Raw genomic sequence first — 24,798 nt, 5'->3', positions numbered from 1 at the left:
TTTATCCACCGCGCTCCCGCCTCCCTTATCCTTCTCCCGGTGCCGCATGGTGCGGCTTGGGAGACGGACGATGCAGTTCGACTGGGCACTGGCGATAGAGAGGAACCGCAGGGACCTGCTGCGCATATTGCGGGAGTTGTTCGTGCTCGCCGGGCTGGATTTCGAGACGGCTGCCGAACCCGCGTCCGGTCCCCTTGCAACCCCCGAGGCCGACGCCGGCTCGTTCGCCCTTCCGTCGGTCCTCCCGGCCACCCTGCCGCGCTACGCCGTTCTCCACGTCCGCCGCATCCTGCGCTCCGCCGAGGCCGCCGTGCGTCGCCTGATCGTCATTGCCGCGCGCAACATCGAGGTGCAGGTCCGCCATGCCCCGGCATTGAAGCCGAAGAAGGGGCGCGATGCCGGAGAAGCGCGCCCTATCTCCCCCCCTGCGGGGGAGAAAGTGATTTCCGGGGCTTGCGCGGCAAAGCAAGCAAGTCCCTGGAAATCACAAGAGGGGGGCTCGCGATGTCCGCATCCTGCGCGGCAGCCGGAGACTTGCACGCCACTCTCCCCCCTTGAGGGGGGTGAGGAGCCGGTCGCCGCGTCAGCGGCAGGCCGGCGGTCCGGCAATTCGGCAGGTTCCGAACGGGCGGGAGCCGCCGCCCCCGTCACCGTCACCATCCGCCCCGAGCCGCCCGCGCCGCCGGAAAAACCAGCCGCGTCCGCCCCGCAGCTCGTCCGCGTGCCGGTGAACCTGGGGCTGGCGAATATCCGCTACCTTCCCGATCCCGAGCCGGAACCGAAACAAGAGGAAGAGCCCGACGGTCCGGTGCCGCTCGGCCCCATCCCGGCCTTTCCGCTCATTGATCCGCGCAAGCGCTTCGATTTCACCCGGCCGCGCCGCCGCTACGCGCGCACGCGCCCGCGCATCCGCCTGCTGGGCGACAACCCGTTTCCGGTCTACATGCGCCACCCGCCATTGCCGGAACCCGGCCTGCGCCTGCCGGGCGATGCCGTTCCTGCCGCGACCCTGCTGCGCCGCCTTGTCTCGGCGCGCATGGCGCTGGACAACATCGACCGCGAGGCGCGCCGCCTTGCCCGTCACGAGGCGCGCGTCCGCCATCGCCCGCCGGACAGCCGGAAGGTTATCTACACGGCGATGCGCCCCGGCCCGCCGCCGGGGCACCGGAAGCGGAACCGCCACGCCATCGACGAGGTTCTGAAGGAATGCCACCGCGTCGCGGTCTGGGCGGAACGGGAAGGGCCGCCGTGAGGAAAAACGGGGGAAGCGGCGTGCAACCCGCCTTCCGGCCGGAGGCGCGGGGTCGGTTGCGCGCGCCCCCAAGAGATTGCGGGTTTATTCCTGCGACAATCCCGCTAAAAGGTCAGGGAGGGGGAATGCAGACGTCTGGGATAAGGCCATGTTGCGCATGCCCCGCGACAACGCTCTCGCCGAGCGTTCCGCAGTCGATATCGAAACCGCGCTTCGCGATTTCGGCCACTGGATCGACAAGGCTCTCGAATTCGTTGGAAACCGTTACGGGATCGGGGTCGTGGACCGTTCCTGCCTCGAGTTGCTGGCGGCGCGTCCGCAGGGCAGCGCCCCCGGCGAGATCGCGGAGAACCTTCGCCTGTCGGTCGGCGAGGCGCGCGCCCTGGTTTCCCGGCTCGTGCGCCGCGGCTATGCCCGCCGCGAGCGCGATCCCGCCGATCCGGACCGGATCACGGTCCACGCGGAATTCGGCAATCCGGACGTCATGGCCATCGTCCGCGCCCGTCGCGTCCTGATGGACGATCTGAAGCGGAACTTCGATCCCGCCGAGATCGAAGTCATCGCCCGCCACGCCGCCCATGTTGCGTCGATCCACCCGGCGCGGCTGATCGAGGAGATCGAGCGCGAGATCGCGGCCGGCATGGACCGCTGAGCGGTCCCGCCGCCTAGCCGACGTCGAGCACGATCTTTCCGATATGGCTGCCCGCCTCCATGCGCTCGTGCGCCCGCCAGGCCTCGCGTAGCGGAAAGATCATGTCCATCACCGGCGCGATCCTGCGCTCGGCAAAGAGCGGCCAGGCCTTTTCGCGCAGCTCGGCCGCCAGTCCCGCCTTGAATTCCGTGTCGCGCGCGCGCAGCGTCGAGCCCGTGTGGACCAGCCGCTTGGTCATCAGCAGCGAGAAATCGGCTTCCGCCTTGCGCCCGCCGAGAAAGGCGATCTGCACGATCCGCCCGTCCATTGCCGCCGCCCTGTAGTTGCGGGTGATGTAGTCCCCGCCGACCATGTCGAGGATCACGTCGGCGCCCCTGCCGTCGGTCGCCTCCTTCACCGCCTCGACGAAGTCCTCCTCGCGGTAGTTGATTGCCCGGTCGGCGCCGAGCTTCGTGCAGGCGGCGCATTTCTCCGCGCTGCCCGCCGTGGTCAGCACCGTCGAGCCGAACGCCTTGGCCAGCTGGATCGCGGTCGTGCCGATGCCCGACGTGCCGCCGTGGACGAGCAGCGTCTCGCCCGGCTTCAGCCCGCCGCGCTGGAACACGTTGTGCCAGACCGTGAAATGGGTTTCGGGGATCGCCGCCGCCTCCGCGAAGGTGAAGCCGGAGGGAACCGGCAGCGCGTTCGTCTCGTGCACGGTGGCGAACTCGGCATAGCCGCCCCCGGCCACCAGCGCGCAGACGGCATCGCCCCTGGCGAATCGCGATGCGCCCGGACCGGTCGCTTCCACCGTTCCGGATATCTCCAGCCCCGGAATGTCGGAGGCACCCTTCGGCGGAGGGTATGCCCCCATGCGCTGCAGCACGTCGGGCCGGTTCACCCCGGCGCATTTGACGCGCACGAGGATCTCGCCCTCGCCCGGCTCCGGCACCGGCCGCTCCGTCAATCGCAGCGCGCGCGGTCCGCCGGGTTCGGAAATCTCGATTGCCTTCATCATGCTCATGGGTGGTTCCGCCGATCCTTCGTCTTTTCTTGTCGCGCGCCGGAATGTAGGCTCGCTCCGGCGGAGCGGCAACTGCGCGGGAGAACACGATGAATGAAGATCTGCCGAAAAGGAGGAAGGCCTTCGAGATCGGTCAGGACCTTGACCTTCTGTCGGAGGACGAGCTGCGCGAGACGGTCGCGATGCTCAGGGAAGAGATCGCCCGGATCGAGCGGGCCATCGACTCGAAGTCGGCCAGCCGCAACGCGGCCGAGGCGTTCTTCCGGCGCTGACGCCGTCCCGAAAGGGAGCATATGGCAGGATTTCGCAATTCCGTTAACCCGTTGTTAAGCTTTACAGGTGTTTACTGTGGACGTTCGGATTTTCCGGACTCATTCGAAGTGACACCGTTGCTTTGTTTGACGCCTCCCTGTTTAAACTCCTGAGAGCTGCTCCTTGCGGCTCTTTTTTTTGTCCGGCGTTCCCCGCACCGGCGGCAGGCGGGCCGGTGCCCCGTTTCGGAACAGAGCCCCTGCGACGTTAACCTTGCATTAAGCATGTCCTTGCGCTGAACTGTGCACACCGGCAATATGCGAGTGTGCCGGGGAGCCACAGCGCATACACCCGAAGCAAGAAAATTAGCGGCGAATAGTACGGGGTCAGGGTAGCGGGTATGTCAGAGTTGATCTCCAGATCAAACAACACCATCAATTTCATCGAGCGCAAGGCATCGTCCTCCGCCTTCAGGAAGCTCTATGCCGAGGGCATGGGCCTGGTCGAGGAGACCGCCGCCTATCTCGATGGCGAAGGCCGCGCGGAGGCCAAGAAGCTGGGCCGCGTCGCCGCCACGCTCTATGCCGCCGAGTCCATGCGCCTGACGACGCGCCTCATGCAGATCGCATCCTGGCTGCTGCTGCAGCGCGCGCTCAACTCCGGCGAGATGAACCGCGAGCAGATGATGGTGGAGAAGAAGAAGATCCGCCTCGACACCTCCTCCGCCAAGCTGACCGCCGCCGGCTGGAACGAGCTGCCCGAGGCTTTCCGCCTGCTCGTGAACCGCTCGCTCCGCCTGCAGGCCTATGTCTGCCGGCTCGACCAGGACCTTTTCGGCGAGCCGCAGGAGACGGATCGCGCGCCGGTCCGCAACGACAATCCCGTCGGTTCCCAGATCGAGCTGCTGCGCACGGCCTTCGCCGCGCGCTGACCGCCGCGCCGCTCGCCGGCGACCGCACGATCGGCAACAAAAAAAAGCCCGGACGTTTCGTCCGGGCTTTTTTGATTCCGTCGGGTCGGCGATCAGACGCCGAGGCCCTCGTAGCGCTTCTTGAACTTGGAGACGCGGCCGCCGCGATCGACCAGGTTCTGCTGGCCGCCCGTCCATGCCGGGTGCGACTTGGAATCGATGTCCAGATTGAGCGTCTCGCCCTCGGAACCCCAGGTCGAACGCGTCATGTATTCCGTGCCGTCGGTCATCACCACCTTGATCATGTGGTATTCGGGATGGATGTCAGCCTTCATCTTGTCTGTCCTGCCTTGCGGATGGCCCGGCACCTGCACCGTCGGCCCGCCTGTCTGAAATCATGAAAGCCGTGCGCCATTTGGCCACGGCTTCCCAAAAAGATGCGGAGCCTATACATCACCCACGACCGAAGCTCAAGACCGGGGCTCGACACAATCGGACCGGCCCCGGTCCGGCCAGATGAGGGAAAGAATCCGGATGACTGACACGCCGCAAGGCGAAACCGGCGACCGCAAGCGCCAGGCCCTGCGCCCGCTGGCGCGCCTGGTGCCCTATGTTGTTCGCTACAAGGGCCTGGTGATCGGCGCCGCGATCTCGCTCGTCCTCGCCGCCGCCACGACGCTTTCCCTGCCCACAGCCGTGCGGCGGATGATCGACCACGGCTTCTCCGATGCCGACGGACAGCTGATCGACAACTACTTCGCCATGCTCGTCGTTCTGGCCGCCCTTCTCGCCGTCGCCAGCGGCGCGCGCTACTACTTCGTCATCACGCTCGGCGAGCGCGTCGTATCCGATCTGCGCCGCGATGTCTTTTCCCATGTCATGACCCTGTCGGCGTCCTTCTTCGACCGCGCCATGTCCGGCGAGATCGTGTCGCGCCTGACCGCCGACACGACGCAGATCAAGTCGGTCGTCGGCGCCACCGCCTCGGTCGCGCTGCGCAATCTCATACTGTGCATCGGCGCGCTGACCATGATGGTGATCACGAGTCCGTCCCTGTCCGGCGTCGTCATCGCCGCGATCCCCGTCATCGTGCTTCCGATCGTCGCCTTCGGCCGCCGCGTGCGCGCCCGTTCCCGCAGGGCCCAGGACACGCTGGCCGACGCCACCGCCTACGCATCCGAGGCGATCGGCTCGGTCCGCGCATTCCAGGCATTCACCAACGAGGCGCTGGCGACATCGCGTTTCTCGCGCGCGGTCGAGACCGCCTTCGATGCCGCCCGCACCTCCGCGAAAACGCGCGCGTTGCTGACCGCCTTCGCCATCTTCCTCGTGTTCTCGAGCGTTGTCGCCGTGCTTTGGATCGGTGCCCAGAACGTTCTCTCCGGCACGATGTCCGCCGGCACGCTCGGCCAGTTCCTTCTCTATGCGGTCTTTGCCGCCGGCGCGCTCGGCGCCCTGTCGGAGGTCTGGGGAGAACTGCAGCAGGCCGCCGGCGCGGCGGAACGTCTGTCGGAACTGCTCGACGAGGATCCGCTCATCGTCTCGCCGGCCAAACCGGTATCCCTGCCGCGGCCGGCCGCCGGCGCGGTCGCCTTCGAGGAGGTTTCCTTCGCCTATCCGACGCGCCCCGGCGAGAGCGCGGTGAGCGGCCTGGAATTCTCCATCCGGCCGGGCGAGACCGTCGCGGTCGTCGGGCCGTCCGGCGCCGGCAAGAGCACGGTCTTCGCGCTGCTGCTGCGCCAGTACGACCCGACCGCCGGCACCGTCCGCCTCGACGGGGTCGACCTGCGCGAGGCCGCGCTCGACGAGGCCCGTTCCCGCTTCGCCATCGTGCCGCAGGACGTGGCGATCTTTTCCGGCACCGCGGCCGACAACATTGCCTTCGCCCGTCCCGGCGCCACCCGCGAGGCGGTCGTCGAGGCGGCGAAGGCCGCCCAGGCGCACGAGTTCATCGAGGCATTGCCGCAGGGCTACGACACGGAAGTCGGCGAACGCGGCCTGACGCTTTCCGGCGGTCAGCGCCAGCGCATCGCCATAGCCCGCGCCATACTGCGCGACGCGCCGGTCCTGCTGCTGGACGAGGCGACGTCGGCGCTCGATGCCGAGAGCGAGAAGCTGGTCCAGAAGGCCCTGGAAAAGCTGATGCAGGGCCGCACCACCATTGTCATAGCCCACCGCCTCGCCACCATCCTCAAGGCCGACCGCATACTCGTCATGCAGAACGGACGCATCGTGGAGGAAGGCACCCACGCCTCCCTTTCGAAGAAAAAGGACGGCATCTATTCGCGGCTGGCGAAACTCCAGTTCGACGACGGCGCCAGGGCCCTGGCCGGCGCCGCCGAATAATAGAACTGCCTAGCGCTCGGTCAGCTTGAGTTCGATGCGCCTGTTGCGGGCGCGCGCCTCGTCGGTATCGGCGGGATCAAGCGGCTGGTACTCGCCGAAGCCGGCGGCCACCAGCCGCTGCGGCGGAACGCCCTCCTCGATCAGGAATTTGACCACCGAGGTCGCGCGGGCGCTCGACAGCTCCCAGTTGTCGGCGAAACGCCCGCCCGATATCGGCACGTTGTCCGTATGGCCGTCGACCCGCAGCACCCAGTTGATCTCCTCCGGAATTTCCTTCTGAAGGTCGATGATCGCCGCCGCCAGCTTGGCCATCTCGACCTTGCCGGCATCGTTGAGATCGGCGGAGCCGGACGGAAACAGCACTTCCGACTGGAAGACGAAGCGGTCGCCGACAATGCGTATGTTCTCGCGGTCCGACAGGATCTCGCGCAACCGGCCGAAGAAGTCGGAGCGATAGCGGTTCAGTTCCTGCACCCGCTGCGCAAGCGCCACGTTGAGGCGCCGACCGAGATCGGCGATCTTGGCGTTGGATTCGCGGTCGCGCTCCTCCGAGGCATCCAGAGCGTCCTCGAGCGCCGCGATCTGTTGGCGCAGGGCCGATATCTGCCGGTTGAGCAGCTCGACCTGGTTGAGCGCGCGCTGGCTGATCTGCCGCTCGGCATCGAGCGACTCGGACAGTTCGCCTATGCGCGCCTCGGCTGCCGCGCTCGCGCCGCTGCCCGCGGCCAGCAGGCTTTCCAGACGCGACCTTTCCGCCTCGGCCGACTCCAGCGAAGCCTGCAGCGCCAGCAACTGGTCTTCCGCATCCTGCCGGTTCGATTGTTCGAGCGCCAGCAACTGCGTCAGTTCGTTGATCTGGGAGTTGAGCCGGTTGAGAACGGCATCCTTGCCGGAGATTTCCTGGCTCAGCAGAAACTGCGCCAGCACGAACACGGACAAGAGAAACATGATCGCCAGCAGCAGGGTCGACAATGCGTCGACGAATCCCGGCCAGTAATCGACGCGCCGGTCGTGGCGGCGGTTGCGGGCTAGCGCCACCGCTACTTCTCCCTTTCCGTCTTCTCTATCGCGGCCGCGAGCCGGTCGAGCGTCTCGCGGATCTCCTTCTGCTCGGCGGCCTGCGATTCGACCCAGTCGCGCATCATCTGCTGTTCGGAGCGCATGTTGCGAACCAGCCCCTGGATGCCCTCGGCGAGACTGGCCATCGCGGCCGTCGCCCGCTGGCTGCCACCGCTGGTCCCCTGCATCGTCATCAGCGCCTCCGCGACGGACTTCATGTCCTGGCCGCCATCGCCCCCGGCAGCCGGATGCTCCAGGCCGGAATTGGGATCGGTCACGGAAGAAAGCCAGTTTTCCAGTTCGGTGTAGAAGCGGTTCTGTGCCCGCCCCGCCTGGAGGTCGAGGAAGCCGAGCACCAGCGACCCGGACAGGCCGAACAGCGACGACGAGAACGCCGTGCCCATGCCCTCGAGGGGCGCGCTCAGCCCCGCCTTCAGCGCATCGAGGATATCGTTCGTGTCGCCTGTTCCGGGATCGAGCGACTGGATGGTCGAGCCGATCGAGCCGATCGTCTGCAACAGTCCCCAGAAAGTACCCAGAAGGCCCAGAAAGACCAGCAGCCCGATCAGGTAGCGCGACGTGTCGCGCGATTCGTCCAGACGGGTGGCGATCGAGTCCAGGATCGAACGGGTTGCCATCGTCGTCAGCGTTTCCGCCTGGCGGCGCGACAGTAGCGCGCGCATCGGCGCCAGCAGCACCGGATCGCGCCGCGTCACCGTGTTGCCGGAGCGGAAGCTGTTGACCCAGCGCACCTCGCGAAACAGTCCGATCACCTGTTGGAAGACGAGCACGATGCCGACGGCGAGAACGCCGAGAATGAGACCGTTCAGTCCGGGATTCGTCACGAATGCGGCGGAAACCTGCCGGTACAGGATGGCTGCCACGAAACCGACGATCACCAGGAAGATGATCATCGACAGCAGAAACACTTGCGGGTTTGACAGGCGATACGGATCGAACCTGCCGTGCGTCTGGACAGGCGCGCTTGTCTGCTCGGTCTCGCCCATTGTCATTCCGCCATTCCCTCGGTCGCCAGCATCCCCATGGATGGCGCGACCTTAGCGAAAATAGTGGCAGAAATAAAAGTGCGAACTTCCGTTACGATGCGGAAGCCATTCAGCTTTTCACAAGCGGTTTGTTGACCGTGGCCATCAGTGCCCGGTGGATGGCCTCGTTGCCGGCAATGATATCGCCGCGACCGAACATGTCGCTTCCGCCGGAAAGATCGGTCACGAAGCCGCCCGCCTCGCGAACGAGCAGAATGCCCGCCGCCATGTCCCAGGGCGAGATCCATTCCTCCCAGTAGCCGTCCAGCCGTCCGGCGGCGACATAGGCGAGATCCAGCGCGGCCGCGCCACCCCGGCGGATGCCGACGGTCTCGGTCATCACGTTGCGCAGCTGGACGAGGAAACGGCCATGATCGCCGCGCCCCAGGTGCGGCACGCCGCACCCGACGATGCAGTCGGACAGCACCTTGCGGCCGGCCACCCGCAGGCGGCGGTCGTTGAGAAATGCGCCGGCTCCCTTTTCCGCGGTGTAGAGCTCGTCCGTCGCGGGGTTGAAGATCACCGCCGCCACCAGCTGGCCCTGGCGCTCCAGCGCGACCGAGATCGCGAAATGGGGCACGCCGTGAAGGAAGTTGGTCGTTCCGTCGAGCGGATCGATGATCCACCTGTGCTGGGCATCGTCACCCGCGATCTCGCCGCCCTCTTCCAGCAGGAAGCCATAGCCCGGGCGCGCCCTTTCGAGCTCGGCGCGCAGGACCTGCTCGGCGCGCAGGTCCGCCTGGCTGACGAAGTCGCCCGGTCCCTTGACCGAGACCTGCAGGTTCTGAACCTCGCCAAAGTCGCGCGCCAATCCGCGACCGGCCTTCATCACGGCCTGCACCATCACGTTCATCAATGCGCTGCGCGCCATGGCTGTCTGTCCCGAGCTTGCTGCGGTTGCCTTGTTGCGCGGACGTCAGTCCGCGCGGCGGATATAGGCGATTTCGTTGGTGTCGACGAGAACCTTCTCGCCGGATTCGATGAAGGGCGGCACCATGATGCGCACCCCGTTCTCGAGCACGGCCGGCTTGTAGGAGGAAGCCGCGGTCTGGCCCTTCACGACGGGATCGGCCTCGGCGATCTGGAGCACGACCTGGTCGGGCAGCGTGACGCCGATCGGCTTTTCCTCGTGCATCTCGACCGTGACCATCATGCCATCCTGCAGGAAGGCGGCACGGTCGCCGACGAAGTCCTTCTGCAGTTCAAGCTGCTCGTAGGTCTCCGTGTCCATGAACACCAGGGCGTCGTCCTGTTCGTACAGGTACTGGAAGTCCTTCTGCTCGAGGCGGACCCGCTCCACCGTCTCGGAGGAACGGAAACGCTCGTTCAGCTTGGTTCCGTCGATCAGGTTCTTCAGCTCGACCTGGTTGAATGCGCCGCCCTTGCCCGGCTTGACCGCATTGCATTTCACCGCGACCCAGAGACCGCCATTGTGCTCGATCACGTTGCCCGGCTTGATTTCGTTACCGTTTATTTTCATGAGGTATCACCGATCTTGTGCCCGCGAGGGCCTGCAATTTCGCGGTTCAAGACCATACTTGCGCCGATCTTTCAAGCGCTTCGCTGAATGTGGCCCGTGTTTTCGCGGCAAAGTCAGCGCAGTTGGTTCGCCCTGTCGATGGCCGCGCGCTGCTCCTCCTCGGTCAGCCCCTCCCAGAAATCGTCGAGTGCGCGGTCGCGCAGCCCGGCCCGACGGGCCACCACGTACCATGCGGCGGCCTCGGCCTCGTCGGGCTCCGTCCCGAGCGCGCCCCAGTAGAGTTTGGCAACGGCCGCCTGCGCGGCGATATTGCCCGCGCGTGCCGCCCGCAGCGTCCAGGAAAAAGCCCTGTCGAGGTCCCGCTCGCCGCCGATCCCGTGCAGGTACCACTGGCCGAGTTCGAATTGCGCCGTGTCGAAATTCTGCCGGGCGGCCTTGATCAGCCATTCGCGCGCCTGTGCCGAGTCCGCTGCAATGCCGCCGGTCCCGTTGTGGAGAAACTGGCTGACCGCATACTGCGCATCCGGGATGCCCTTTTTCGCGGCACGCATAAAATACTCGTAGGCAAGCTTCATGCTGTCGCCGGAAGGCCGCTCATTGATCAGCAACTGCGCGTAGTTGAACTCGGCATGGGCATTGCCCGCGTCGGCGGCCGCTTTCATCATTGCAGTGGCCCTTGCCTTCTGTTCCTCGTCCGGTTCGCCTTTCAGCAGGATGAGGGCATACTGCATCTGCGCCTCCGGCACGCCCTGGTCGGCCGCCTTCATGTACCACTTGGCTGCCTCTTCGGGATCACGCGGAACGCCGAGACCGCGCGCGTAGATTTCGGCCAGCAGCGTCTGCGCGGCCGGGTCGCCGGCCTCGGCGCGTGGCAAAGCGAGATTGCGCGCGGTGAGATAGAGGCCACGCTGGAATGCCCCGAAGGCCTCGTCCGCAGGCGGCTCGCCGAAGCGCGAGGGCGCCACGCTGTGCGCGTTCGGGGGCTCTTCGCTGTTTTCCGTGGCCTGCGCGACACCGGCCGGCCAGGCGACCAGCAACAGCCCGGCCAGCATGGCGCGTCCGGCCGTCACCCAGGTCTGCTTGCCGTCGCCTCTCATGCGTCCGCGGCCAGCTTGTGGTTTTCCAGCATCCCGTTGGCCTCGGCGATCGCCGCGGCCGGGTCGATGCCTTCGCCGAACACCGCACGCGACAGCGCGACGAATTCGGCCCCCGTCGAAGCCGCCCGTTCCAAGGTATCAAGCGAGGCGCCGCCCATCACGATGCACGGGATTTCCACCATGGCGGCCCACCATTCCGCCATCGCCAGGTTGCGGCGATGCGGCTCGGGCCGTGTATCCTGGCCGAACCGGCCGAAGAACAGGTAGTCCGGGCGCTGCTCGCCGAGTTCCAGCGCGCGATGCCGGGTCTCCGCGCGCCCTGCCCCGACGATGTAGCGGCCGTCGGCCTTTTCGACCGCGTTGCCGACATCCTCCGGACCGCCGTCTACATGCAGCCCGTCGGCTCCGGTGCGGCCGAAGGCGCGGGTGTCGTCCACCACGATGGCCGCCACGCCGAATCCCTGCGCGATCGGCACGCAGCTTTCCAGGTGCCGCTGATAGCTGGCCTCGTCCATTCCGTAGGCAGGGAATATCGCCGAGGCGACATCACCGGCGGCAAGCGCCGCCTCGAGTGCCTTTTCGAAATCCGGCCCCGTTGCCCCCTCGGGCGCGATCAGGACAAGCCTGCAGCGTTCTGTGATCGAGTTCGTCATGGCGGACTTCTATGTCTCCCGCGCATCGCCTTCAACCGGAAAAGCGACCGTTTTGCGGCACTTGTCGACGCCCGTGCGCCGAATCCATTGACTTCGCCGCTTCCGCGTTGAAAGTGGCGCGGAAAGCGAAGCCGCAATGCCATTTGTTACCGATCCCCTTTTCTACGTGGCCGCGATTCCCGCGGTCATCTTCGTCGGCCTGTCGAAAGGCGGGCTGGGCGGCGCCATGGCACTGATCGGCGTGCCGCTGATGGCGCTGGTAATCTCTCCGGTCAGGGCCGCCGCGATCATGCTGCCGATCCTGATCGTCATGGACATCGTCGGCCTGTGGACCTGGCGGGGCAGCTACGACCCGAAGACACTGAAGATCATGCTACCCGCCGGCATTCTCGGCATCGCGATCGGATGGTTCACGGCATCCTGGGTCACCGTCCCGCAGGTGCGTTTCGTTGTCGGCCTCGTCGCGCTCCTTTTCGTGGCCGACTACATCCGGCTTCGCCTGCGCTCCCTGCCGCCGGAGCCGAAACCCCACAATATTGCCAAGGGCGGCTTCTGGGGCGTTCTGGCCGGCTTCACCAGTTTCGTATCCCATGCGGGGGGCCCGCCCTACCAGGTCTACACCTTGCCACTCCGGCAGGATCCGAAGCTGTATACCGGCACCTCGGTCGTCTTCTTCGCCGTCATGAACGCGGTCAAGCTTCTGCCCTACATGGCCCTCGGCCAGTTCGACGTCGAAAATCTGGCCACGTCCCTGGTGCTCATGCCCGTCGCGCCGGTCGCCACCATCGCCGGCGCATGGATCGTCAGGCGCATGAACAAGCAGATCTTCTATCCGTTCATGTATGCAATGGTCTTCGTCGTCGGGCTGAAACTCGTCTACGACGGATTGCCGGGAATTGCATCTTGACGTGACGTAAGAGTGATCTTACCCGTAAGAAATGAGCACCTCGGACTCATTTTTTGCCATCGCGGATCCGCATCGTCGCTACATCCTCGAGGAATTGCGACGGTCGCCTCGCACGGTGGGCGAGTTGGCGGAAAGTCTGCCCATCTCGCGTCCGGCGGTTTCGCAGCACATGAAGATACTTCTCGATGCGGGCATGGTTTCTGCCCGATCCGAGGGCACGCGGCGCATCTACATGCTCGAAGAAGCGGCTTTCTCGCCACTTCATTTGTGGCTGGACCAGTTCTGGACCGGCGCCTGATGCGCCGGCCGGCTTGAAATGCCGTTCCCGCCTAGTGCCGGGTTTCGGCCTTTATGCGTTCGATCTCTTCCTTCACCCGCAGTTTCTCCCGCTTCAATTGCGTCAGTTCCGCCTGATCGGGCGCGGGCCGGGAAAGGATATCGGAAATTTCCGATTCCAGGACACCGTGTTTGCGCAAGAGGGACTCGAGGTGAGCTTCGATCGACATGGGCATGTCTCCTTGCATGTTGGCCGGCCAATCGTGCCGGACTTGAAATCGTGACATGAAAACCGCTTTGTGTCGAACGGGCCCCTGTGGAAATGCGTGAAGATTTGTTGCAAAGAAGGCTGCAATCGAAACCCTTGCATGGCCTCCCCGACCAGCAGGTAACCAGAAGGACAGGGCATGTCTGAACAGGATCAGGCGGAGTTGCGTTTGGCGGCCGCGCGCCTGAGGCAGGAGCACGAGGATTACGATGCCGCGATCCGTGCCATGGCGCAGGTTGGCTGCAACATGATGCAGATACAGCGCATGAAGAAGAAGAAGCTGGCCATCAAGGACAGGTTGCAGCAGATCGAAGACCAGATCATCCCCGACATCATCGCCTGAACGCCACCGGAACCGGAACAAGCCAATGCCCGCAGACGTCGCCATCATCATGGGAAGCCAGTCGGACTGGCCGACCATGCGTCACGCCGCCGATATCCTCGACGAGCTGGACGTCGGCTACAGGGCGCTGATCGTCTCGGCGCACCGCACGCCCGATCGCATGTACGAATTCGCCAGGTCGGCGAAAGCGGATGGCTACAAGGTCGTCATCGCCGGCGCAGGCGGCGCGGCGCATCTGCCGGGCATGGTCGCCGCGCTGACGCCGCTTCCGGTTCTCGGCGTGCCCGTCCGCTCGAAGGCGCTTTCGGGCAAGGATTCGCTTCTCTCCATAGTCCAGATGCCGGCCGGCATTCCCGTCGGCACGCTTGCCATCGGCGAGGCCGGCGCGGCCAATGCCGCGCTGATGGCGACGGCCATCCTCGCGCTGTCCGACGACGCGCTGGCCGCCCGCCTCGACTCCTGGCGCGCGGCCCGCACCGCCTCTGTCGCCGAGCAGCCGTCGGACGAAGACTGACCATGCTGCAACGGGGAGCAACCATCGGCATCATCGGCGGAGGCCAGCTCGGCCGCATGCTCGCGATTGCCGCGTCGCGGCTCGGCTTCCGGACGGTGGTTCTGGAGCCGCAGGCCGATTGCCCGGCCGCGCAGCTTTGCAATGCGCAGATCGTCGCCGCCTATGACGACAAGGCCGCGCTTGCCGACCTGTCCGGGCGCTGCGACGTCGTCACATACGAGTTCGAGAACATCGACCTCGAGGCGGCGCGCTGGCTGGAGAGCACTGTCGCCCTCCGTCCCTCGTCCCGGGCGCTTGAAGTGGCCCAGGACAGGCTTGTCGAGAAGACGTTCCTCAACGACCACGGCATTCCGACCGTCGCCTTCCGCGACATTGGCGGCGCGGACGATCTCGCGGAAGCGCTTCGCGGCTTCGGCGGCCGCGGCATCCTGAAGACGCGCCGCCTCGGCTACGACGGAAAGGGCCAGGTCCGTTTCCGGGGCGATGCGACCGATCCCTCGCCCGCGGAGGCACTGCAGGAAATCTGCCATGCTCCCGCGATCCTGGAAGAGTTCGCCCCCTTCTCGGCCGAGATATCCGTGATCGCGACCCGGTCCGGGGACGGGACGACCGTCTGTTTCGACCCGGCCAGGAACGTGCACGAGAACGGCATACTCGCCACGTCGACGCTGCCTTCCGGCGTCGACGCGGGGATCGAGAGCCGGGCGAAGGACCTTGCGGGGATGCTTGCCGGCGCCCTCGCCTATGTCGGCACGCTCGGGCTGGAATTCTTCGTCATGGAGGACGGCAGCCTGCGCGCGAACGAGTTTGCCCCGCGCGTGCACAATTCCGGGCACTGGACCGAAGCCGCCTGCACGGTCTCGCAGTTCGAGCAGCATATCCGCGCCATTGCCGGGTGGCCGCTCTCTTCCGGCACGCGCCATTCCGACTGCGTGATGCACAACCTGATCGGAAACGACATCGCCCGCGTTCCCGACCTCGCCGCCGATCCCGACATACTGGTGCACGACTACGGAAAGGCCGAGAGCCGCCCGGGCCGCAAGATGGGGCATTTCACGCGCATTGTCCGCCGCGTCGGTTGACAATAGCCCGCCATTGCGGTTATCCACCGCGGCACAGGTTTTGCGCGCCATCCGGCGCGTTTTTGTTTGAGCCCGCGAAGGGCACCATAGGCGATACAATGAAGATCAAGAACTCGCTCAAGGCGCTGAAGACCCGTGACCGCAACAACCGGCTCGTTCGCCGCAAGGGTCGCGTTTACATCATCAACAAGCAGAACCCGCGCTACAAGGCGCGCCAGGGCTGATCCCGCTTGTGCGACCGTCCGGTCGCAGCCTCAACGAATTTTGCATTTGACGTTTGCTGTGCGAACAATACCTTGTTCGCATGCAGACGTTTTTGCGCTTGGTGACAATCACCGCCCTCTCGCTGGCCATGCCGATCGCGCATGCGCAGGAATTCGGCGATCCCGAACCCGGCGCCCCCCTTCCCGTTCCCGAGGAGAATCTCGTCGCGCCGCCGCCGGTCTATGAAGATGTTCCGCTTGCTTCCGACAAGGGAACGGCGCGCATCGACGAGCTTTTCGGCGAACTGAAAAAGGCGCGCGACCGCCGCCACGCTGCGGCCATAGCCGAAAGCATCTGGAACGAATGGTATCGCTCCGGCAGCGCGACGATCGACCTTTTCATGACCTGGGCAAACGATGCCTTCGAGGAGAAGAAGTACAACGTCGCGCTCGATTTCCTCGACCAGGTGGTGATCCGCGCGCCCGATTTCGCCGAGGGCTGGAACCGCCGCGCCACCGTGCACTACGCCATGGACAATTTCGCCAAGTCGATGACCGACATTCGCAAGGCGCTGGAGCTCGAGCCGCGCCACTTCGGGGCATTGGCAGGCATGGCGACGATCCTGGAACGTACAGGCCGCAAGGAGGCGGCGCTGAAGGCATGGGAGCGCGCGCTCGATGTCTATCCAGCCATGCAATCGGCCCAGGAAGCGGTGATCCGCCTTTCCGACGAGTTGGCAGCCGATCCCGCCTGATGACCTGACGCAATCGGAAATCGCGAATGCAAATCGTCGTCACGGCGTTTCTGGTCCTCCTCGCCCTTCTCGCCGCCCTGGTGCTTTTCACCCGCATCTTCGTCCTGGTGATCGAGCGGCGCCATCCGCCGGTCGGCCGTTTTGCCACCGTCAACGGAACGCGACTGCACTATGTTCTGGAACGGGCCGAAGGCACCGCCGACCTGCCGCCGGTGGTCTTCCTGCACGGTGCCAGCGGCAATCTTCTCGACCAGATGCTCGCCTTCCGCGACCGGCTCGCGGGTCGTGCCGACCTTCTCTTCGTCGACCGGCCGGGCCACGGCTGGTCCGCCCGCGGCCCGGAGTACAACGAGCTGCCGGACGGACAGGCCGACACCATTGCCGCGTTGCTCGACGAACTCGGGATAGGGAAGGCAATCATTGCCGGCCATTCCTTCGGCGGCGCGATAGCAGCCTCCTTCGCGCTCAACCATCCCGGGAAGACTGCCGGCATTCTTTTCATGGCTCCCGTGAGCCATCCCTGGCCCGGGGGTGTCGACTGGTACTACGACCTGACACCGCGGCCGATCATAGGCCGACTTTTCTCCGAAACCTTGGTCGTGCCGCTCGGCCTGCTGCGCCTGTGGCCCGGCACCAGGGCGGTGTTCTCGCCCAATCCCCCGGCCAGGGATTTCGTGCGACGGACAGGCGTCGCGATGGTGCTTCGCCCATGGCATTTCCGGGCCAACGCCATCGACGTGGCCCGGCTGAGCGAATATGTCGCCCGCACGGCACCCCGCTACCCGCGGATCAAGGCGCCTGCCGTCATCATCACCGGCGACGGAGACACGATCGTGCTTCCACGGGTCCATTCCATGGGGCTGGCCCGCGATCTGGAAAATGCGGAGCTCGTATGGGTGAGGAACCTCGGCCACAAGCCCGACTATGTGGCGACCGACCTCGCGGTCGCTGCGCTCGAAAAGCTGGCCGGGAAGCCTCGCGATCTCCAGGCGCTGGCCCGACAGCTGGAAGAGCGGATCGCGGAAGACCGGTACGGACCGGTCCACCGCAGTCTCGGCAACCGCGAAGCGGTCCCGTCAGATGCCTGAGAGGCCGTCGGATCCGATATAGGCGATGCGCAGCATGTTGGTGGCGCCCGGCGTTCCCAGCGGCACGCCCGCAGTAATGATGATGCGGTCGCCCGGCTTGGCGAACTGTTCCCGGTACGCGATCCGGCAGGCGCGATCCACCATGTCGTCGAGATCGACGGCATCTTCCGTGACCACGCAGTGCAGGCCCCACACGAGGGCCAGACGGCGTGCGGTCTCGATAACCGGCGACAGCGCAATCACCGGCGTGTCCGGCCGCTCGCGCGACGCTCGCAGCCCGGTGGTGCCGGAAGACGTGTAGCAGACGATGGCCGACAGCTTCAGCGTATGCGCGATCTGGCGTGCCGCCGCGGAAATGGCATCCGAGCCGGTGGCTTCCGCTTCGGGCCGCTGCGCATTGAGAATGCCGGAGAACAGGCTGTCGCGCTCTACCTTCTCGGCTACGCGGGACATGGTTTCAACCGCCTCGACCGGGTAGTCGCCGGCCGCCGATTCCGCCGAAAGCATCACGGCGTCCGCACCTTCGAACACGGCAGTCGCCACGTCGGAGACCTCGGCGCGTGTCGGCACCGGTGCCGAGATCATCGATTCCAGCATCTGCGTGGCGACGACCACCGGCTTGCCCGCCTTGCGAGCGGCACGGATGATCTGTTTCTGGATGCCGGGGACCGATTCAAGCGGCATCTCGACGCCGAGATCGCCGCGCGCCACCATGATGGCGTCCGAAAGCTCGATGATCTCGCTCAGGCGCTCGACCGCCTGCGGCTTCTCGATTTTCGACAGGAGGCCGACGCGCCCGCGCGCGATCTTGCGAACCTCGGCCAGGTCCTCGGGACGCTGGATGAAGGAGAGGGCAACCCAGTCGATCTCCTCCTTCAGCACCGCCTCCAGGTCGGAACGATCCTTTTCCGTAAGCGCGCCGACGCCGAGCGTCGTGTCCGGCAGGCTGACGCCCTTGCGCGAGGATATCTTCGTACCGGAGACGACCTTGCAGACGATCTTGTGCCCGTCCGATTCCTCGGCGACCAATTGCAGCCGCCCGTCGTCGATCAGAAGCCGGTGGCCCGGCTGCACCGCTTCCAGGATCTCCGGATGCGGCAGATGGACCCGCGAGGCATCGCCCGGCTCGTCGCGATCGTCCAGCGTGAAGGTTTGCCCCGGTTCGAGCGTCACCGCGTCTTCGGCGAACGCGCCCACCCGAAGCTTCGGCCCCTGCAGGTCGGCAAGAATACCGATCGGGCGACCGACGCCCTTTTCGACTGCACGGATGCGCTTCACGAGGTCGCGCATCAGGTCGTGGCTCGCATGGCTCATGTTGATGCGGAAGACGTCGGCACCGGCTTCGTACAGCTTGCCGATCATTTCCTCCGTCGATGAAGAGGGCCCGAGAGTGGCGAGAATTTTTACTTTGCGGCCACGCTTCACTGGCCTTCTCCTTGCTGTGTTATGAGTGGTGTGGCCGGCACCGGCGTTTCCGTACCGGCGGCAGGTTCCGATTCGTCGACAAGCTGGATCATCCAGTTGGTCTGGTTGCCGGTGTCATATTCGCGAAAGCCGGCTTTCTGGAAACCGCGCGCGTAGCAGTCATTGACACCGGTAATCTTGAACTGGAGCTCGGCGATGCACATGCTGATCGGGCCGTCCCATCGCCCGCCGCGCACGCCGTCCTCGGCATACAGATAGTAGTAGCGCGACTCCAGCGGCCCCTCGATCAGGGTCTTGCATGTCGAGCTTTCGATGGCCCACCATCCTTCCGTTATCCAGCCCGCGCGCGCGCGGTAACCGATCGCCACGCCGACGAGGTCGTCGGTCGCGTTGCATACGCGGAAATCGGCTCTTGCGGCCGGCGCCAGGACGATTACCGATCCGATCGAGGCCGCAAGCAGTCCGAATAAACGCATGCTAATCGATTTATCGAAACGTTTTGTCGGCATACCGGATGACATGTGAATGACGCAGTACCCTTAGCTGATTCTTTCGACGTTTGTCGCATGGCATCACTTTATGTCAATGCAAAGGTGGAATTCGGCGCCCTTTTCCGCGACCGCAAGCCGGTTCCCTTGCGAATGCGCGACCATCGCCGATATGCATGACACCACCCGACAAGGAGGTATCCCCATGACCGACATTCCGCAGCAAAAGCAGGTCGAACTGGAGGCCGCCGCGTTCCGGCGTCTCGTCCGGCACCTTCGCGAACGCACCGACGTGCAGAATATCGACCTGATGAACCTGGCCGGATTCTGCCGCAACTGCCTGTCCAACTGGTACCGCGAGGCGGCCGAGGCCGAGGGCATCGCCCTGTCCAAGGAGGAGTCGCGCGAGATCGTCTACGGAATGCCCTACGAGGAATGGCGCGCGAAATACCAGACCGAGGCCACCCCGGAGCAGAAGGCCCGCTTCGCGGAGGTGGCGCCGAAGCACGATTGATCCCTATGGCGATTCACCGTCACCGGCGGACCATGCGAAGTCGTTTGCCCGCCCCGGCTTCGGTGGCGGCGGGACTCCGTCCTCGACCAGCCGGTTGCGTACGCTCTTGGTCTGCAGCGGGTTTGCCGGCGGCTCGGCCTTCGGCACGGTGACATCGCCGAGCAGGGCAACGCCGCCATCCAGTTCAGGATCGGACAGGTTGATCGGATCGAGCCGCTCCAGGTTGACCTCGGAACGCAGGGGCGGCAGCCGCATCGTCGAGAAGCTTTCCGGCGCAAGGCCGGATTGCAGGGGCGACGGGCCCGCCCCCAGCATCTGCCTGATCTGCCGTTCCACGTAGAAGGCCAGCTTCCGCTTTCCCTCGTTCGTGAAATTGATCCCGTCCGAATTGCGCAACCGCACGGTCTGGCCATTGATGTCCGAGCCGCTGAGCACGAATGCGCCATCCTGGTCGGTGAATCCGTCCCAGATATCGACGAAGGTGCCGCCCGCCGCCTCGACGCTGGTTCGGTAGAATTCGTTGAAGGCAAGGATGTCGGCCGACATCGCCTTGAACCGGTAGGGAGGCCCGCCGACCCATATCAGCGGAACGCCGCTGTCGCGGACGGTTCCCACGAAACGGTCGACGCGCGCGACATATTCCCGGTCCCAGGCCTCTGTGCGCACCTTCTCGGTCTTGCCGTTGACGCGCATCGACTGGCGGTCGTTGGAACCGATCATCACGACGAGCAGTGCGGGCTTGGTCTCCTCGAGGATGGGCCCGATCGAACCCGGCCAGTCATAGTAGTCGTCGCGCACGAAGCCCGACGAACCATTTGCCCGCGATTCGATGCGGATCGTCGGCACGTCTGCGAAGGCTTCCTGCAGCCCCTGTGCAAGCCCGGACGCGGTGAAGTCGCCGGCAACCAGGATGACCTGTGCATCCTCAGATTTCTCGACCTTCGGAGCCGGTGCAGGCGCGCGCCTTGCCGGCGCCGATTTCTTCCTGACCACGCGCTTGCGCGACGTGCGCGGGACTTCTCGAGCCTGCGGCTCGGGTCGCGTGCGTCCCCGGAACAGCAGATCCAGCAACGTGCGCCGCTCCTGCGCCTCCGCCGCGGCCACGTCGAGGCCAGGCACGCCTGCGGTCCCCGCAACCGCCTGCAGCAGGACAGCCGCCGTCACCAGTACTGCCAATCCGCGCATCATGTTCAAGAACCGCGACAAGTCCGCATCCCGGCAGCCGGCCTCTTGCCGGCCAATCGCCGCCTCAGTTTCGTCGCAGGATGTTTAGCAGTTCCATCGAGGCATAGCCATCCTGCTCCAGCCCGTGATGTTGCTGATAGGCAAGGATCGCGCTGCGCGAGGCTGGCCCGATCTTCCCGTCGATCTCGCCGTCGTAGAAGCCTGCCCGCTTGAGCCGTTGCTGCAGTTCCTCGCTCTCGGCGATCGACAGCTTGGTGAACGGGCGTTTCCAGTCCTTCTGCGGCCCCGGGTGGCCGCCGATCTGGTCGGCAAGCAGCCCGACAGCGAGAGCGTACTTGTCGGCATTGTTGTAGCGCTTGAGGACGAAGAAGTTGTCCACCATCAGGAAAGCGGGCCCGTCGCGCCCCTGCAGTACTTTCAGCTCGGCCTTCTGGTTGGGTCGCGGGAATGCCTTGCCGTTGGCGCGGCGCACGCCGATCTTCTCCCACTGGGCAAGGCTCATCTTGCCGCCCGGGAACTTGCGTCCGGGTGGCAGGACCACCTCGTAGCCCCAGGTCTGGCCGGCTTTCCATCCGTTGCGGCGCAGCAGGTTGGCCGCCGTCCAGAGAGCGTCCGGAACCGAGTTCCAGATGTCGCGGCGCCCGTCGCCGTCGCCGTCCACCGCATAGGCCAGGTAGCTTGTCGGGATGAATTGCGTGTGTCCCATCGCACCGGCCCATGAGCCGAGCAGCTGGTTGCGCGAGACGTCGCCACGCTGCAGGATCTTCAGCGCGCCGATCAGCTGCCCGCGCGCATATTTCGCCCGCCGCCGGTCGGCATAGGCAAGCGTCGCCAGTGCCTGCGGCACGTAGTGCAGCCGGTCCTCGCGCTTCAGGAACTCGCCGTAGTCGGATTCCATCGACCAGATCGCCAGCACGATGTTGCGGCTCACGCCGGTCTGCCGTTCGATGGAGCTGAGAAGCCGCCCGTATTTGCGCAGCATCTCGCGGCCGGTGGCGATCGACCGCTCGTGCACGCGCCCGTCGATATACTGCCATGCCTCGTCCCGGAACTCCGGCTGGAAGTTGGCCTTTCTCAGAACCTCGGGATCGGGCGCCGTGACCCCGGCGAATGCCCGGTCATAGACTGCGGCGGAAATTCCGCTCTCGACGGCGGTGCGCCGGAAGTCGCCGATCCACCGCTGGAACGCGGCATCGGCGCTGGCTTGACCGGAAAGCGTGGCGGCCAGCAGGGTTGCGGCGACCGCCAGGCCCGCAATGCGGCGGCAGGAATTGCTCTTGCGCATGAATGTCTCGTCCTTTCTCATGCATTGCGTGACGCCGAAATCCCCGTCGCTGGACGCGCTTGTTTTCGGCCTTGTGAGCATGATTCGATGGCATAATTTCGGCATTCGCCGCTCAGCGCTGCAAGGTGAGGCCGACAAATGCGCTCGTTTCTTCGGAGCGCAGCGCCGCATCGGAGCTCGTCGTGCGCTCGTGTTCGATTCTGGTGGTCAGGCCCGTAAAGCGATTGAACCAGTAGGTAAGCGCAACGGATCCATCCACCGTGACCTCGTCCGCCATGCCGCGCGCATCCCTGTATTCGGCGCCGAGTGCCCCTTCGAAGGTAAGATCGGCGCGGGCACGGTGGGTGACGCCGAGTTCCGCTGCATAGAGCAACGCTCCGCTCGAACCGCTCCGGCTGCCGCTCTCCGTGCTTGTCGTCATTGTCAGCGCGACATCGGTCCCGCGACGCGGCGACCAGTTGAGCGCCGCATCGAAGGATACCCCGCGCAGGTCTTCGAGCGCGGCATCGGCGATGTCTTCCGCGATGAAGCCGACCGAGACTTCCCCGTTCAGCTTCTCCCCCAGGTCGACCCCTGTCCCCGCGCGTATTCCGTAGCGGTATGCGTCGCGGTTCGCTCCGCCGCTGTCGGGCTTGCTGTCCATCCGGCGCAAGCCGAAAGTCGTCTCTAGGAACGGTGAAAACACCGGCGACATGTCGAACCCGGCCCGCAACCGGAAATCGTAGACGGTGTTGTCGAGATCGCGCTGCGAAATCGAGGTGCCGTTGCTCAGCTTGGCCGTACCGTGGATATTGCGCTCCGCGGATGCCTCGGCCTCGCCGTGGAAGCGACCGAAGTCCCGGCGCAACGCCAGTCCGCCGCTGAAGGTCTGGGTAGCCGGGTCGTTGATCCCGGTTACTGCGGGCACCAGCAGCGGGTCCGTCGCCGCGAGATAGGCTGCCGATTGTCCGTTTTCCGTCTCGTAGGCGTAGCCGACCCTGCCCGTGAGCGTCGTATCGCTGCCGAGGTCGGCCCGTGCCGTGGCGTCCACATTCAGTTCGGGCTCCAGCTCGTTCCCGTCGCCAAACCCGCGCTGCAATCCGCCTTCAACGGACACGCCGAGTGCATGGCGATCCCATTCGGATTCCATGTCAATTTGAAGCGACGATTCGCCTATCGTCCGGTCCATCGTGGCGCCGGAGGCGCCCATTGTCCGCGAGCCGGTCAGCCCGAGTTCCAGAGTCGGCCGCAGGACGAAACTGCCGAAACGCAGCCCCGGCGCCGCGAAGGGATCGTCTTCCGAGCGGCCGCGCGAGCGGCCAATCGGAGTGACCGGGTCAACCGACAGTGATCTTTGCACGGCTCCCCTGACGGGCGGCGAGGTCATTTCCGCCGGTTCCGTTTCCGACGCCTGGTCGGCAGCGAGCACTTGCGCGCCGACATCTTCGCCCAGCGGATCGACATCCTGCGCGAATGCGGAGCCCTGCGAAGCGAGCATGCACAGCGCAGCCAGCCTGAACGGCAGCGCGGCAGACGCGACTCGTCGGTTCGGGGTCGTGCTTTTGCTGAATGGGACCGTTGCCACGGTCGATCACCTCGTTTTCTTACCGAAACCTAAACGGCCGTGGTTAACGAATGCTTAGAGCCCTGCGGGAAAAACACGGGCAAACCATTCATGCGGCACCGGCTGGCGTCTATCCTTGATGGACAAACGGCAAGCGGTGGAGTAGCGGTCGGCCATGAGCGAAAACACGAAGAATTCGGAGACGGTGAAGGAGCCTGTCATGTCCGCGCTCCGCACCCTGGCCGTGGAGCGCAAGGGACTCGAGGCCTTGTCGGAAGCGATCGCGGACGGCCTGGGTAAGCCGTTCTCGCAAGCGCTCGAAGTGATCCGCGGCATCACCGGCCGCGTGATCGTCACCGGGGTCGGCAAGAGCGGCCATATCGGCTCCAAGATTGCCGCCACGCTGGCCTCGACGGGTACGCCGGCCTTTTTCGTCCACCCTGCCGAGGCGAATCACGGCGATCTTGGCATGATCGCGCGCGACGACGCGATCGTCACCATGTCCTGGTCCGGGGAAACACGGGAACTGGGCGGTATCCTGAGCTATTCGCGCCGCTTCGAGATCCCGCTGATCGCGATAACCGCCGGCGTGGAATCCACGCTTGCCCGCCAGGCCGATATCGTTCTTGCACTGCCGAAGGCCGAGGAGGCCTGCCCACATGGTCTCGCCCCGACGACATCGACCCTGATGCAGCTTGCGCTTGGTGATGCGCTCGCGGTTGCGCTTCTGGAAAGCCGCGGCTTCAGCGCATCCGATTTTCACACCTTCCATCCCGGCGGCAAACTGGGTGCGAGCCTCATGAAGGTGTCGGAAATCATGCACACCGGTGACCGGGTCCCGCTGGTCGAGGCCGGGACGAGCATGCGCAATGCCATCATGCGAATTTCGGAGAAGGGTTTCGGCTGCGTCGGCGTAATCGACCGCGACGCCCGACTCTGCGGCATCATCACCGACGGTGACCTGCGCCGCCATATTGATGCCGACCTCTTGTCCATGTCGGTCGACGAGGTCATGACCCGCTCACCCAAGACGATCGAGGGCGACACTCTGGTCGCCTCCGCGCTGAAGATCGTCAATACCTCCTCGATCACCGCCCTGATGGTTGTCAGCGACGGCAAGCCCGTCGGGATCGTTCACCTTCACGACCTGCTGCGCGTCGGCGCCGCCTGAG

The 24,798-nt window shown here is 65.3% G+C and carries 29 protein-coding genes; 15 read left to right on the top strand and 14 right to left on the bottom strand.

Annotated elements, in window-relative coordinates; genetic code table 11:
* Positions 1–70: 70 nt before the first annotated feature.
* Together HTY61_RS19155 and HTY61_RS19150 are read left to right on the top strand one after the other, a co-directional pair.
* A complete protein-coding gene (locus HTY61_RS19155; RefSeq protein WP_175278308.1) occupies positions 71–1,252 on the top strand; it encodes a hypothetical protein in 1,182 nt (393 codons plus the stop codon).
* A 148-nt stretch (positions 1,253–1,400) separates the two neighbouring features.
* A complete protein-coding gene (locus tag HTY61_RS19150; protein WP_175278307.1) occupies positions 1,401–1,904 on the top strand; it encodes a MarR family transcriptional regulator in 504 nt (167 codons plus the stop codon).
* A 13-nt stretch (positions 1,905–1,917) separates the two neighbouring features.
* Here HTY61_RS19150 and HTY61_RS19145 read toward each other — a convergent pair whose 3' ends face one another.
* The gene (locus tag HTY61_RS19145; RefSeq protein ID WP_246272857.1) at positions 1,918–2,907 is read right to left on the bottom strand and encodes an NAD(P)H-quinone oxidoreductase; all 990 of its coding nucleotides are present in this window, start codon (positions 2,905–2,907) and stop codon (positions 1,918–1,920) included.
* Positions 2,908–2,996: 89 nt separating this feature from the next.
* On the opposite strand from HTY61_RS19145, the gene HTY61_RS19140 reads away from it, so the two are divergent.
* Positions 2,997–3,179: a DUF1192 domain-containing protein gene (locus HTY61_RS19140; protein WP_175278306.1), complete on the top strand. Its 183-nt coding sequence runs from the start codon at positions 2,997–2,999 to the stop codon at positions 3,177–3,179.
* A 380-nt stretch (positions 3,180–3,559) separates the two neighbouring features.
* A complete protein-coding gene (gene rcdA, locus HTY61_RS19135; protein ID WP_175278305.1) occupies positions 3,560–4,090 on the top strand; it encodes a protease adaptor protein RcdA in 531 nt (176 codons plus the stop codon).
* Positions 4,091–4,182: 92 nt separating this feature from the next.
* Here the strand turns inward: rcdA and rpmE are convergent, their stop codons facing one another.
* Positions 4,183–4,404 (bottom strand): 50S ribosomal protein L31, encoded by a 222-nt coding sequence (gene rpmE, locus HTY61_RS19130; protein WP_175278304.1) that lies wholly within the window; start codon positions 4,402–4,404, stop codon positions 4,183–4,185.
* 199 nt (positions 4,405–4,603) lie between these two features.
* On the opposite strand from rpmE, the gene HTY61_RS19125 reads away from it, so the two are divergent.
* The gene (locus HTY61_RS19125) at positions 4,604–6,415 is read left to right on the top strand and encodes an ABC transporter transmembrane domain-containing protein (RefSeq protein ID WP_175278303.1); all 1,812 of its coding nucleotides are present in this window, start codon (positions 4,604–4,606) and stop codon (positions 6,413–6,415) included.
* Between the two features lie 9 nt (positions 6,416–6,424).
* Here HTY61_RS19125 and HTY61_RS19120 read toward each other — a convergent pair whose 3' ends face one another.
* The 6 genes from HTY61_RS19120 to HTY61_RS19095 form a co-directional block, all read right to left on the bottom strand.
* The gene (locus HTY61_RS19120; protein WP_175278302.1) at positions 6,425–7,453 is read right to left on the bottom strand and encodes a peptidoglycan -binding protein; all 1,029 of its coding nucleotides are present in this window, start codon (positions 7,451–7,453) and stop codon (positions 6,425–6,427) included.
* Between the two features lie 2 nt (positions 7,454–7,455).
* Positions 7,456–8,481 carry a MotA/TolQ/ExbB proton channel family protein gene (locus HTY61_RS19115; RefSeq protein ID WP_175278641.1) on the bottom strand — a complete coding sequence of 342 codons (1,026 nt, stop codon included), beginning with the start codon at positions 8,479–8,481 and terminating at the stop codon, positions 7,456–7,458.
* A 109-nt stretch (positions 8,482–8,590) separates the two neighbouring features.
* Complete coding sequence (locus HTY61_RS19110; protein WP_175278301.1) at positions 8,591–9,391, bottom strand: inositol monophosphatase family protein; 801 nt, start codon at positions 9,389–9,391, stop codon at positions 8,591–8,593.
* Positions 9,392–9,436: 45 nt separating this feature from the next.
* Positions 9,437–10,000 carry an elongation factor P gene (gene efp, locus HTY61_RS19105; protein ID WP_175278300.1) on the bottom strand — a complete coding sequence of 188 codons (564 nt, stop codon included), beginning with the start codon at positions 9,998–10,000 and terminating at the stop codon, positions 9,437–9,439.
* Between the two features lie 113 nt (positions 10,001–10,113).
* A complete protein-coding gene (locus HTY61_RS19100) occupies positions 10,114–11,097 on the bottom strand; it encodes a tetratricopeptide repeat protein (protein ID WP_197945334.1) in 984 nt (327 codons plus the stop codon).
* A complete protein-coding gene (locus tag HTY61_RS19095) occupies positions 11,094–11,750 on the bottom strand; it encodes a thiamine phosphate synthase (protein ID WP_175278299.1) in 657 nt (218 codons plus the stop codon). The genes HTY61_RS19100 and HTY61_RS19095 overlap by 4 nt, the downstream gene beginning before the upstream one ends.
* Positions 11,751–11,886: 136 nt before the next feature.
* Here HTY61_RS19095 and HTY61_RS19090 point away from each other — a divergent pair, with 136 nt between their 5' ends.
* Together HTY61_RS19090 and HTY61_RS19085 are read left to right on the top strand one after the other, a co-directional pair.
* The gene (locus tag HTY61_RS19090) at positions 11,887–12,657 is read left to right on the top strand and encodes a sulfite exporter TauE/SafE family protein (RefSeq protein ID WP_175278298.1); all 771 of its coding nucleotides are present in this window, start codon (positions 11,887–11,889) and stop codon (positions 12,655–12,657) included.
* A 31-nt stretch (positions 12,658–12,688) separates the two neighbouring features.
* A complete protein-coding gene (locus tag HTY61_RS19085) occupies positions 12,689–12,955 on the top strand; it encodes an ArsR/SmtB family transcription factor (protein WP_175278297.1) in 267 nt (88 codons plus the stop codon).
* A 31-nt stretch (positions 12,956–12,986) separates the two neighbouring features.
* On the opposite strand, the gene HTY61_RS19080 is transcribed toward HTY61_RS19085, so the two are convergent.
* The gene (locus HTY61_RS19080; RefSeq protein ID WP_175278296.1) at positions 12,987–13,163 is read right to left on the bottom strand and encodes a YdcH family protein; all 177 of its coding nucleotides are present in this window, start codon (positions 13,161–13,163) and stop codon (positions 12,987–12,989) included.
* Between the two features lie 177 nt (positions 13,164–13,340).
* Between HTY61_RS19080 and HTY61_RS19075 the strand changes: the two genes are divergently transcribed.
* The 6 genes from HTY61_RS19075 to HTY61_RS19050 all read left to right on the top strand — a co-directional run bounded on the left by HTY61_RS19075 (position 13,341) and on the right by HTY61_RS19050 (position 17,186).
* Entirely contained in the window at positions 13,341–13,544 is a 204-nt protein-coding gene (locus HTY61_RS19075; RefSeq protein ID WP_175278295.1) for a YdcH family protein, read from the top strand.
* A 25-nt stretch (positions 13,545–13,569) separates the two neighbouring features.
* A complete protein-coding gene (purE, locus tag HTY61_RS19070) occupies positions 13,570–14,058 on the top strand; it encodes a 5-(carboxyamino)imidazole ribonucleotide mutase (RefSeq protein ID WP_175278294.1) in 489 nt (162 codons plus the stop codon).
* Between the two features lie 2 nt (positions 14,059–14,060).
* Positions 14,061–15,140 carry a 5-(carboxyamino)imidazole ribonucleotide synthase gene (locus tag HTY61_RS19065; protein ID WP_175278293.1) on the top strand — a complete coding sequence of 360 codons (1,080 nt, stop codon included), beginning with the start codon at positions 14,061–14,063 and terminating at the stop codon, positions 15,138–15,140.
* Between the two features lie 98 nt (positions 15,141–15,238).
* A complete protein-coding gene (gene ykgO / locus HTY61_RS19060) occupies positions 15,239–15,364 on the top strand; it encodes a type B 50S ribosomal protein L36 (RefSeq protein WP_175278292.1) in 126 nt (41 codons plus the stop codon).
* A gap of 101 nt (positions 15,365–15,465) precedes the next feature.
* Complete coding sequence (locus tag HTY61_RS19055; RefSeq protein WP_246273079.1) at positions 15,466–16,098, top strand: tetratricopeptide repeat protein; 633 nt, start codon at positions 15,466–15,468, stop codon at positions 16,096–16,098.
* Positions 16,099–16,124: 26 nt separating this feature from the next.
* Positions 16,125–17,186: an alpha/beta fold hydrolase gene (locus HTY61_RS19050; RefSeq protein WP_175278290.1), complete on the top strand. Its 1,062-nt coding sequence runs from the start codon at positions 16,125–16,127 to the stop codon at positions 17,184–17,186.
* On the opposite strand, the gene pyk is transcribed toward HTY61_RS19050, so the two are convergent.
* Both pyk and HTY61_RS19040 read right to left on the bottom strand, forming a co-directional pair.
* A complete protein-coding gene (gene pyk, locus HTY61_RS19045) occupies positions 17,175–18,611 on the bottom strand; it encodes a pyruvate kinase (protein ID WP_175278289.1) in 1,437 nt (478 codons plus the stop codon). The two genes, HTY61_RS19050 and pyk, sit on opposite strands and share 12 nt — an antisense overlap.
* On the bottom strand, positions 18,608–19,087 hold the full coding sequence (locus HTY61_RS19040; protein ID WP_175278288.1) for a DUF1036 domain-containing protein: 480 nt from the start codon (positions 19,085–19,087) through the stop codon (positions 18,608–18,610). Before HTY61_RS19040 ends, pyk begins: the two co-directional genes overlap by 4 nt.
* Before the next feature lie 217 nt (positions 19,088–19,304).
* On the opposite strand from HTY61_RS19040, the gene HTY61_RS19035 reads away from it, so the two are divergent.
* A complete protein-coding gene (locus HTY61_RS19035) occupies positions 19,305–19,613 on the top strand; it encodes a DUF1244 domain-containing protein (protein WP_175278287.1) in 309 nt (102 codons plus the stop codon).
* 3 nt (positions 19,614–19,616) lie between these two features.
* On the opposite strand, the gene HTY61_RS19030 is transcribed toward HTY61_RS19035, so the two are convergent.
* The 3 genes from HTY61_RS19030 to HTY61_RS19020 all read right to left on the bottom strand — a co-directional run bounded on the left by HTY61_RS19030 (position 19,617) and on the right by HTY61_RS19020 (position 23,560).
* Positions 19,617–20,819: an SGNH/GDSL hydrolase family protein gene (locus tag HTY61_RS19030; RefSeq protein ID WP_175278286.1), complete on the bottom strand. Its 1,203-nt coding sequence runs from the start codon at positions 20,817–20,819 to the stop codon at positions 19,617–19,619.
* Positions 20,820–20,862: 43 nt separating this feature from the next.
* On the bottom strand, positions 20,863–22,083 hold the full coding sequence (locus HTY61_RS19025) for a lytic murein transglycosylase (RefSeq protein WP_175278285.1): 1,221 nt from the start codon (positions 22,081–22,083) through the stop codon (positions 20,863–20,865).
* Between the two features lie 112 nt (positions 22,084–22,195).
* A complete protein-coding gene (locus HTY61_RS19020; protein ID WP_175278284.1) occupies positions 22,196–23,560 on the bottom strand; it encodes an outer membrane beta-barrel protein in 1,365 nt (454 codons plus the stop codon).
* A gap of 241 nt (positions 23,561–23,801) precedes the next feature.
* Here HTY61_RS19020 and HTY61_RS19015 point away from each other — a divergent pair, with 241 nt between their 5' ends.
* Positions 23,802–24,797 carry a KpsF/GutQ family sugar-phosphate isomerase gene (locus HTY61_RS19015; protein WP_175278283.1) on the top strand — a complete coding sequence of 332 codons (996 nt, stop codon included), beginning with the start codon at positions 23,802–23,804 and terminating at the stop codon, positions 24,795–24,797.
* Position 24,798: the final 1 nt, after the last annotated feature.

Origin of the sequence: Oricola thermophila, from assembly GCF_013358405.1 — a bacterium.
GTDB classification, from domain to species: domain Bacteria; phylum Pseudomonadota; class Alphaproteobacteria; order Rhizobiales; family Rhizobiaceae; genus Oricola; species Oricola thermophila.
Note: the sequence above shows the minus strand (reverse complement) of the source record. Positions and strands in the feature narration are given on the sequence as shown.

Coding starts and splice junctions, on each gene's coding strand:
- HTY61_RS19035 (WP_175278287.1), top strand. CDS start 19,305: ATGACCGACATTCCGCAGCAAAAGCAGGTCGAACTGGAGGCCGCCGCG.
- HTY61_RS19080 (WP_175278296.1), bottom strand. CDS start 13,163: ATGTCGATCGAAGCTCACCTCGAGTCCCTCTTGCGCAAACACGGTGTC.
- efp (WP_175278300.1), bottom strand. CDS start 10,000: ATGAAAATAAACGGTAACGAAATCAAGCCGGGCAACGTGATCGAGCAC.
- rcdA (WP_175278305.1), top strand. CDS start 3,560: ATGTCAGAGTTGATCTCCAGATCAAACAACACCATCAATTTCATCGAG.
- HTY61_RS19150 (WP_175278307.1), top strand. CDS start 1,401: ATGTTGCGCATGCCCCGCGACAACGCTCTCGCCGAGCGTTCCGCAGTC.
- HTY61_RS19095 (WP_175278299.1), bottom strand. CDS start 11,750: ATGACGAACTCGATCACAGAACGCTGCAGGCTTGTCCTGATCGCGCCC.
- HTY61_RS19075 (WP_175278295.1), top strand. CDS start 13,341: ATGTCTGAACAGGATCAGGCGGAGTTGCGTTTGGCGGCCGCGCGCCTG.
- HTY61_RS19025 (WP_175278285.1), bottom strand. CDS start 22,083: ATGCGCAAGAGCAATTCCTGCCGCCGCATTGCGGGCCTGGCGGTCGCC.
- HTY61_RS19115 (WP_175278641.1), bottom strand. CDS start 8,481: ATGGGCGAGACCGAGCAGACAAGCGCGCCTGTCCAGACGCACGGCAGG.
- HTY61_RS19100 (WP_197945334.1), bottom strand. CDS start 11,097: ATGAGAGGCGACGGCAAGCAGACCTGGGTGACGGCCGGACGCGCCATG.
- HTY61_RS19155 (WP_175278308.1), top strand. CDS start 71: ATGCAGTTCGACTGGGCACTGGCGATAGAGAGGAACCGCAGGGACCTG.
- HTY61_RS19015 (WP_175278283.1), top strand. CDS start 23,802: ATGAGCGAAAACACGAAGAATTCGGAGACGGTGAAGGAGCCTGTCATG.
- HTY61_RS19085 (WP_175278297.1), top strand. CDS start 12,689: ATGAGCACCTCGGACTCATTTTTTGCCATCGCGGATCCGCATCGTCGC.
- HTY61_RS19125 (WP_175278303.1), top strand. CDS start 4,604: ATGACTGACACGCCGCAAGGCGAAACCGGCGACCGCAAGCGCCAGGCC.
- HTY61_RS19065 (WP_175278293.1), top strand. CDS start 14,061: ATGCTGCAACGGGGAGCAACCATCGGCATCATCGGCGGAGGCCAGCTC.
- HTY61_RS19020 (WP_175278284.1), bottom strand. CDS start 23,560: ATGCTCGCTTCGCAGGGCTCCGCATTCGCGCAGGATGTCGATCCGCTG.
- rpmE (WP_175278304.1), bottom strand. CDS start 4,404: ATGAAGGCTGACATCCATCCCGAATACCACATGATCAAGGTGGTGATG.
- HTY61_RS19040 (WP_175278288.1), bottom strand. CDS start 19,087: ATGCGTTTATTCGGACTGCTTGCGGCCTCGATCGGATCGGTAATCGTC.
- ykgO (WP_175278292.1), top strand. CDS start 15,239: ATGAAGATCAAGAACTCGCTCAAGGCGCTGAAGACCCGTGACCGCAAC.
- HTY61_RS19145 (WP_246272857.1), bottom strand. CDS start 2,907: ATGAGCATGATGAAGGCAATCGAGATTTCCGAACCCGGCGGACCGCGC.
- HTY61_RS19090 (WP_175278298.1), top strand. CDS start 11,887: ATGCCATTTGTTACCGATCCCCTTTTCTACGTGGCCGCGATTCCCGCG.
- HTY61_RS19050 (WP_175278290.1), top strand. CDS start 16,125: ATGCAAATCGTCGTCACGGCGTTTCTGGTCCTCCTCGCCCTTCTCGCC.
- HTY61_RS19110 (WP_175278301.1), bottom strand. CDS start 9,391: ATGGCGCGCAGCGCATTGATGAACGTGATGGTGCAGGCCGTGATGAAG.
- HTY61_RS19140 (WP_175278306.1), top strand. CDS start 2,997: ATGAATGAAGATCTGCCGAAAAGGAGGAAGGCCTTCGAGATCGGTCAG.
- purE (WP_175278294.1), top strand. CDS start 13,570: ATGCCCGCAGACGTCGCCATCATCATGGGAAGCCAGTCGGACTGGCCG.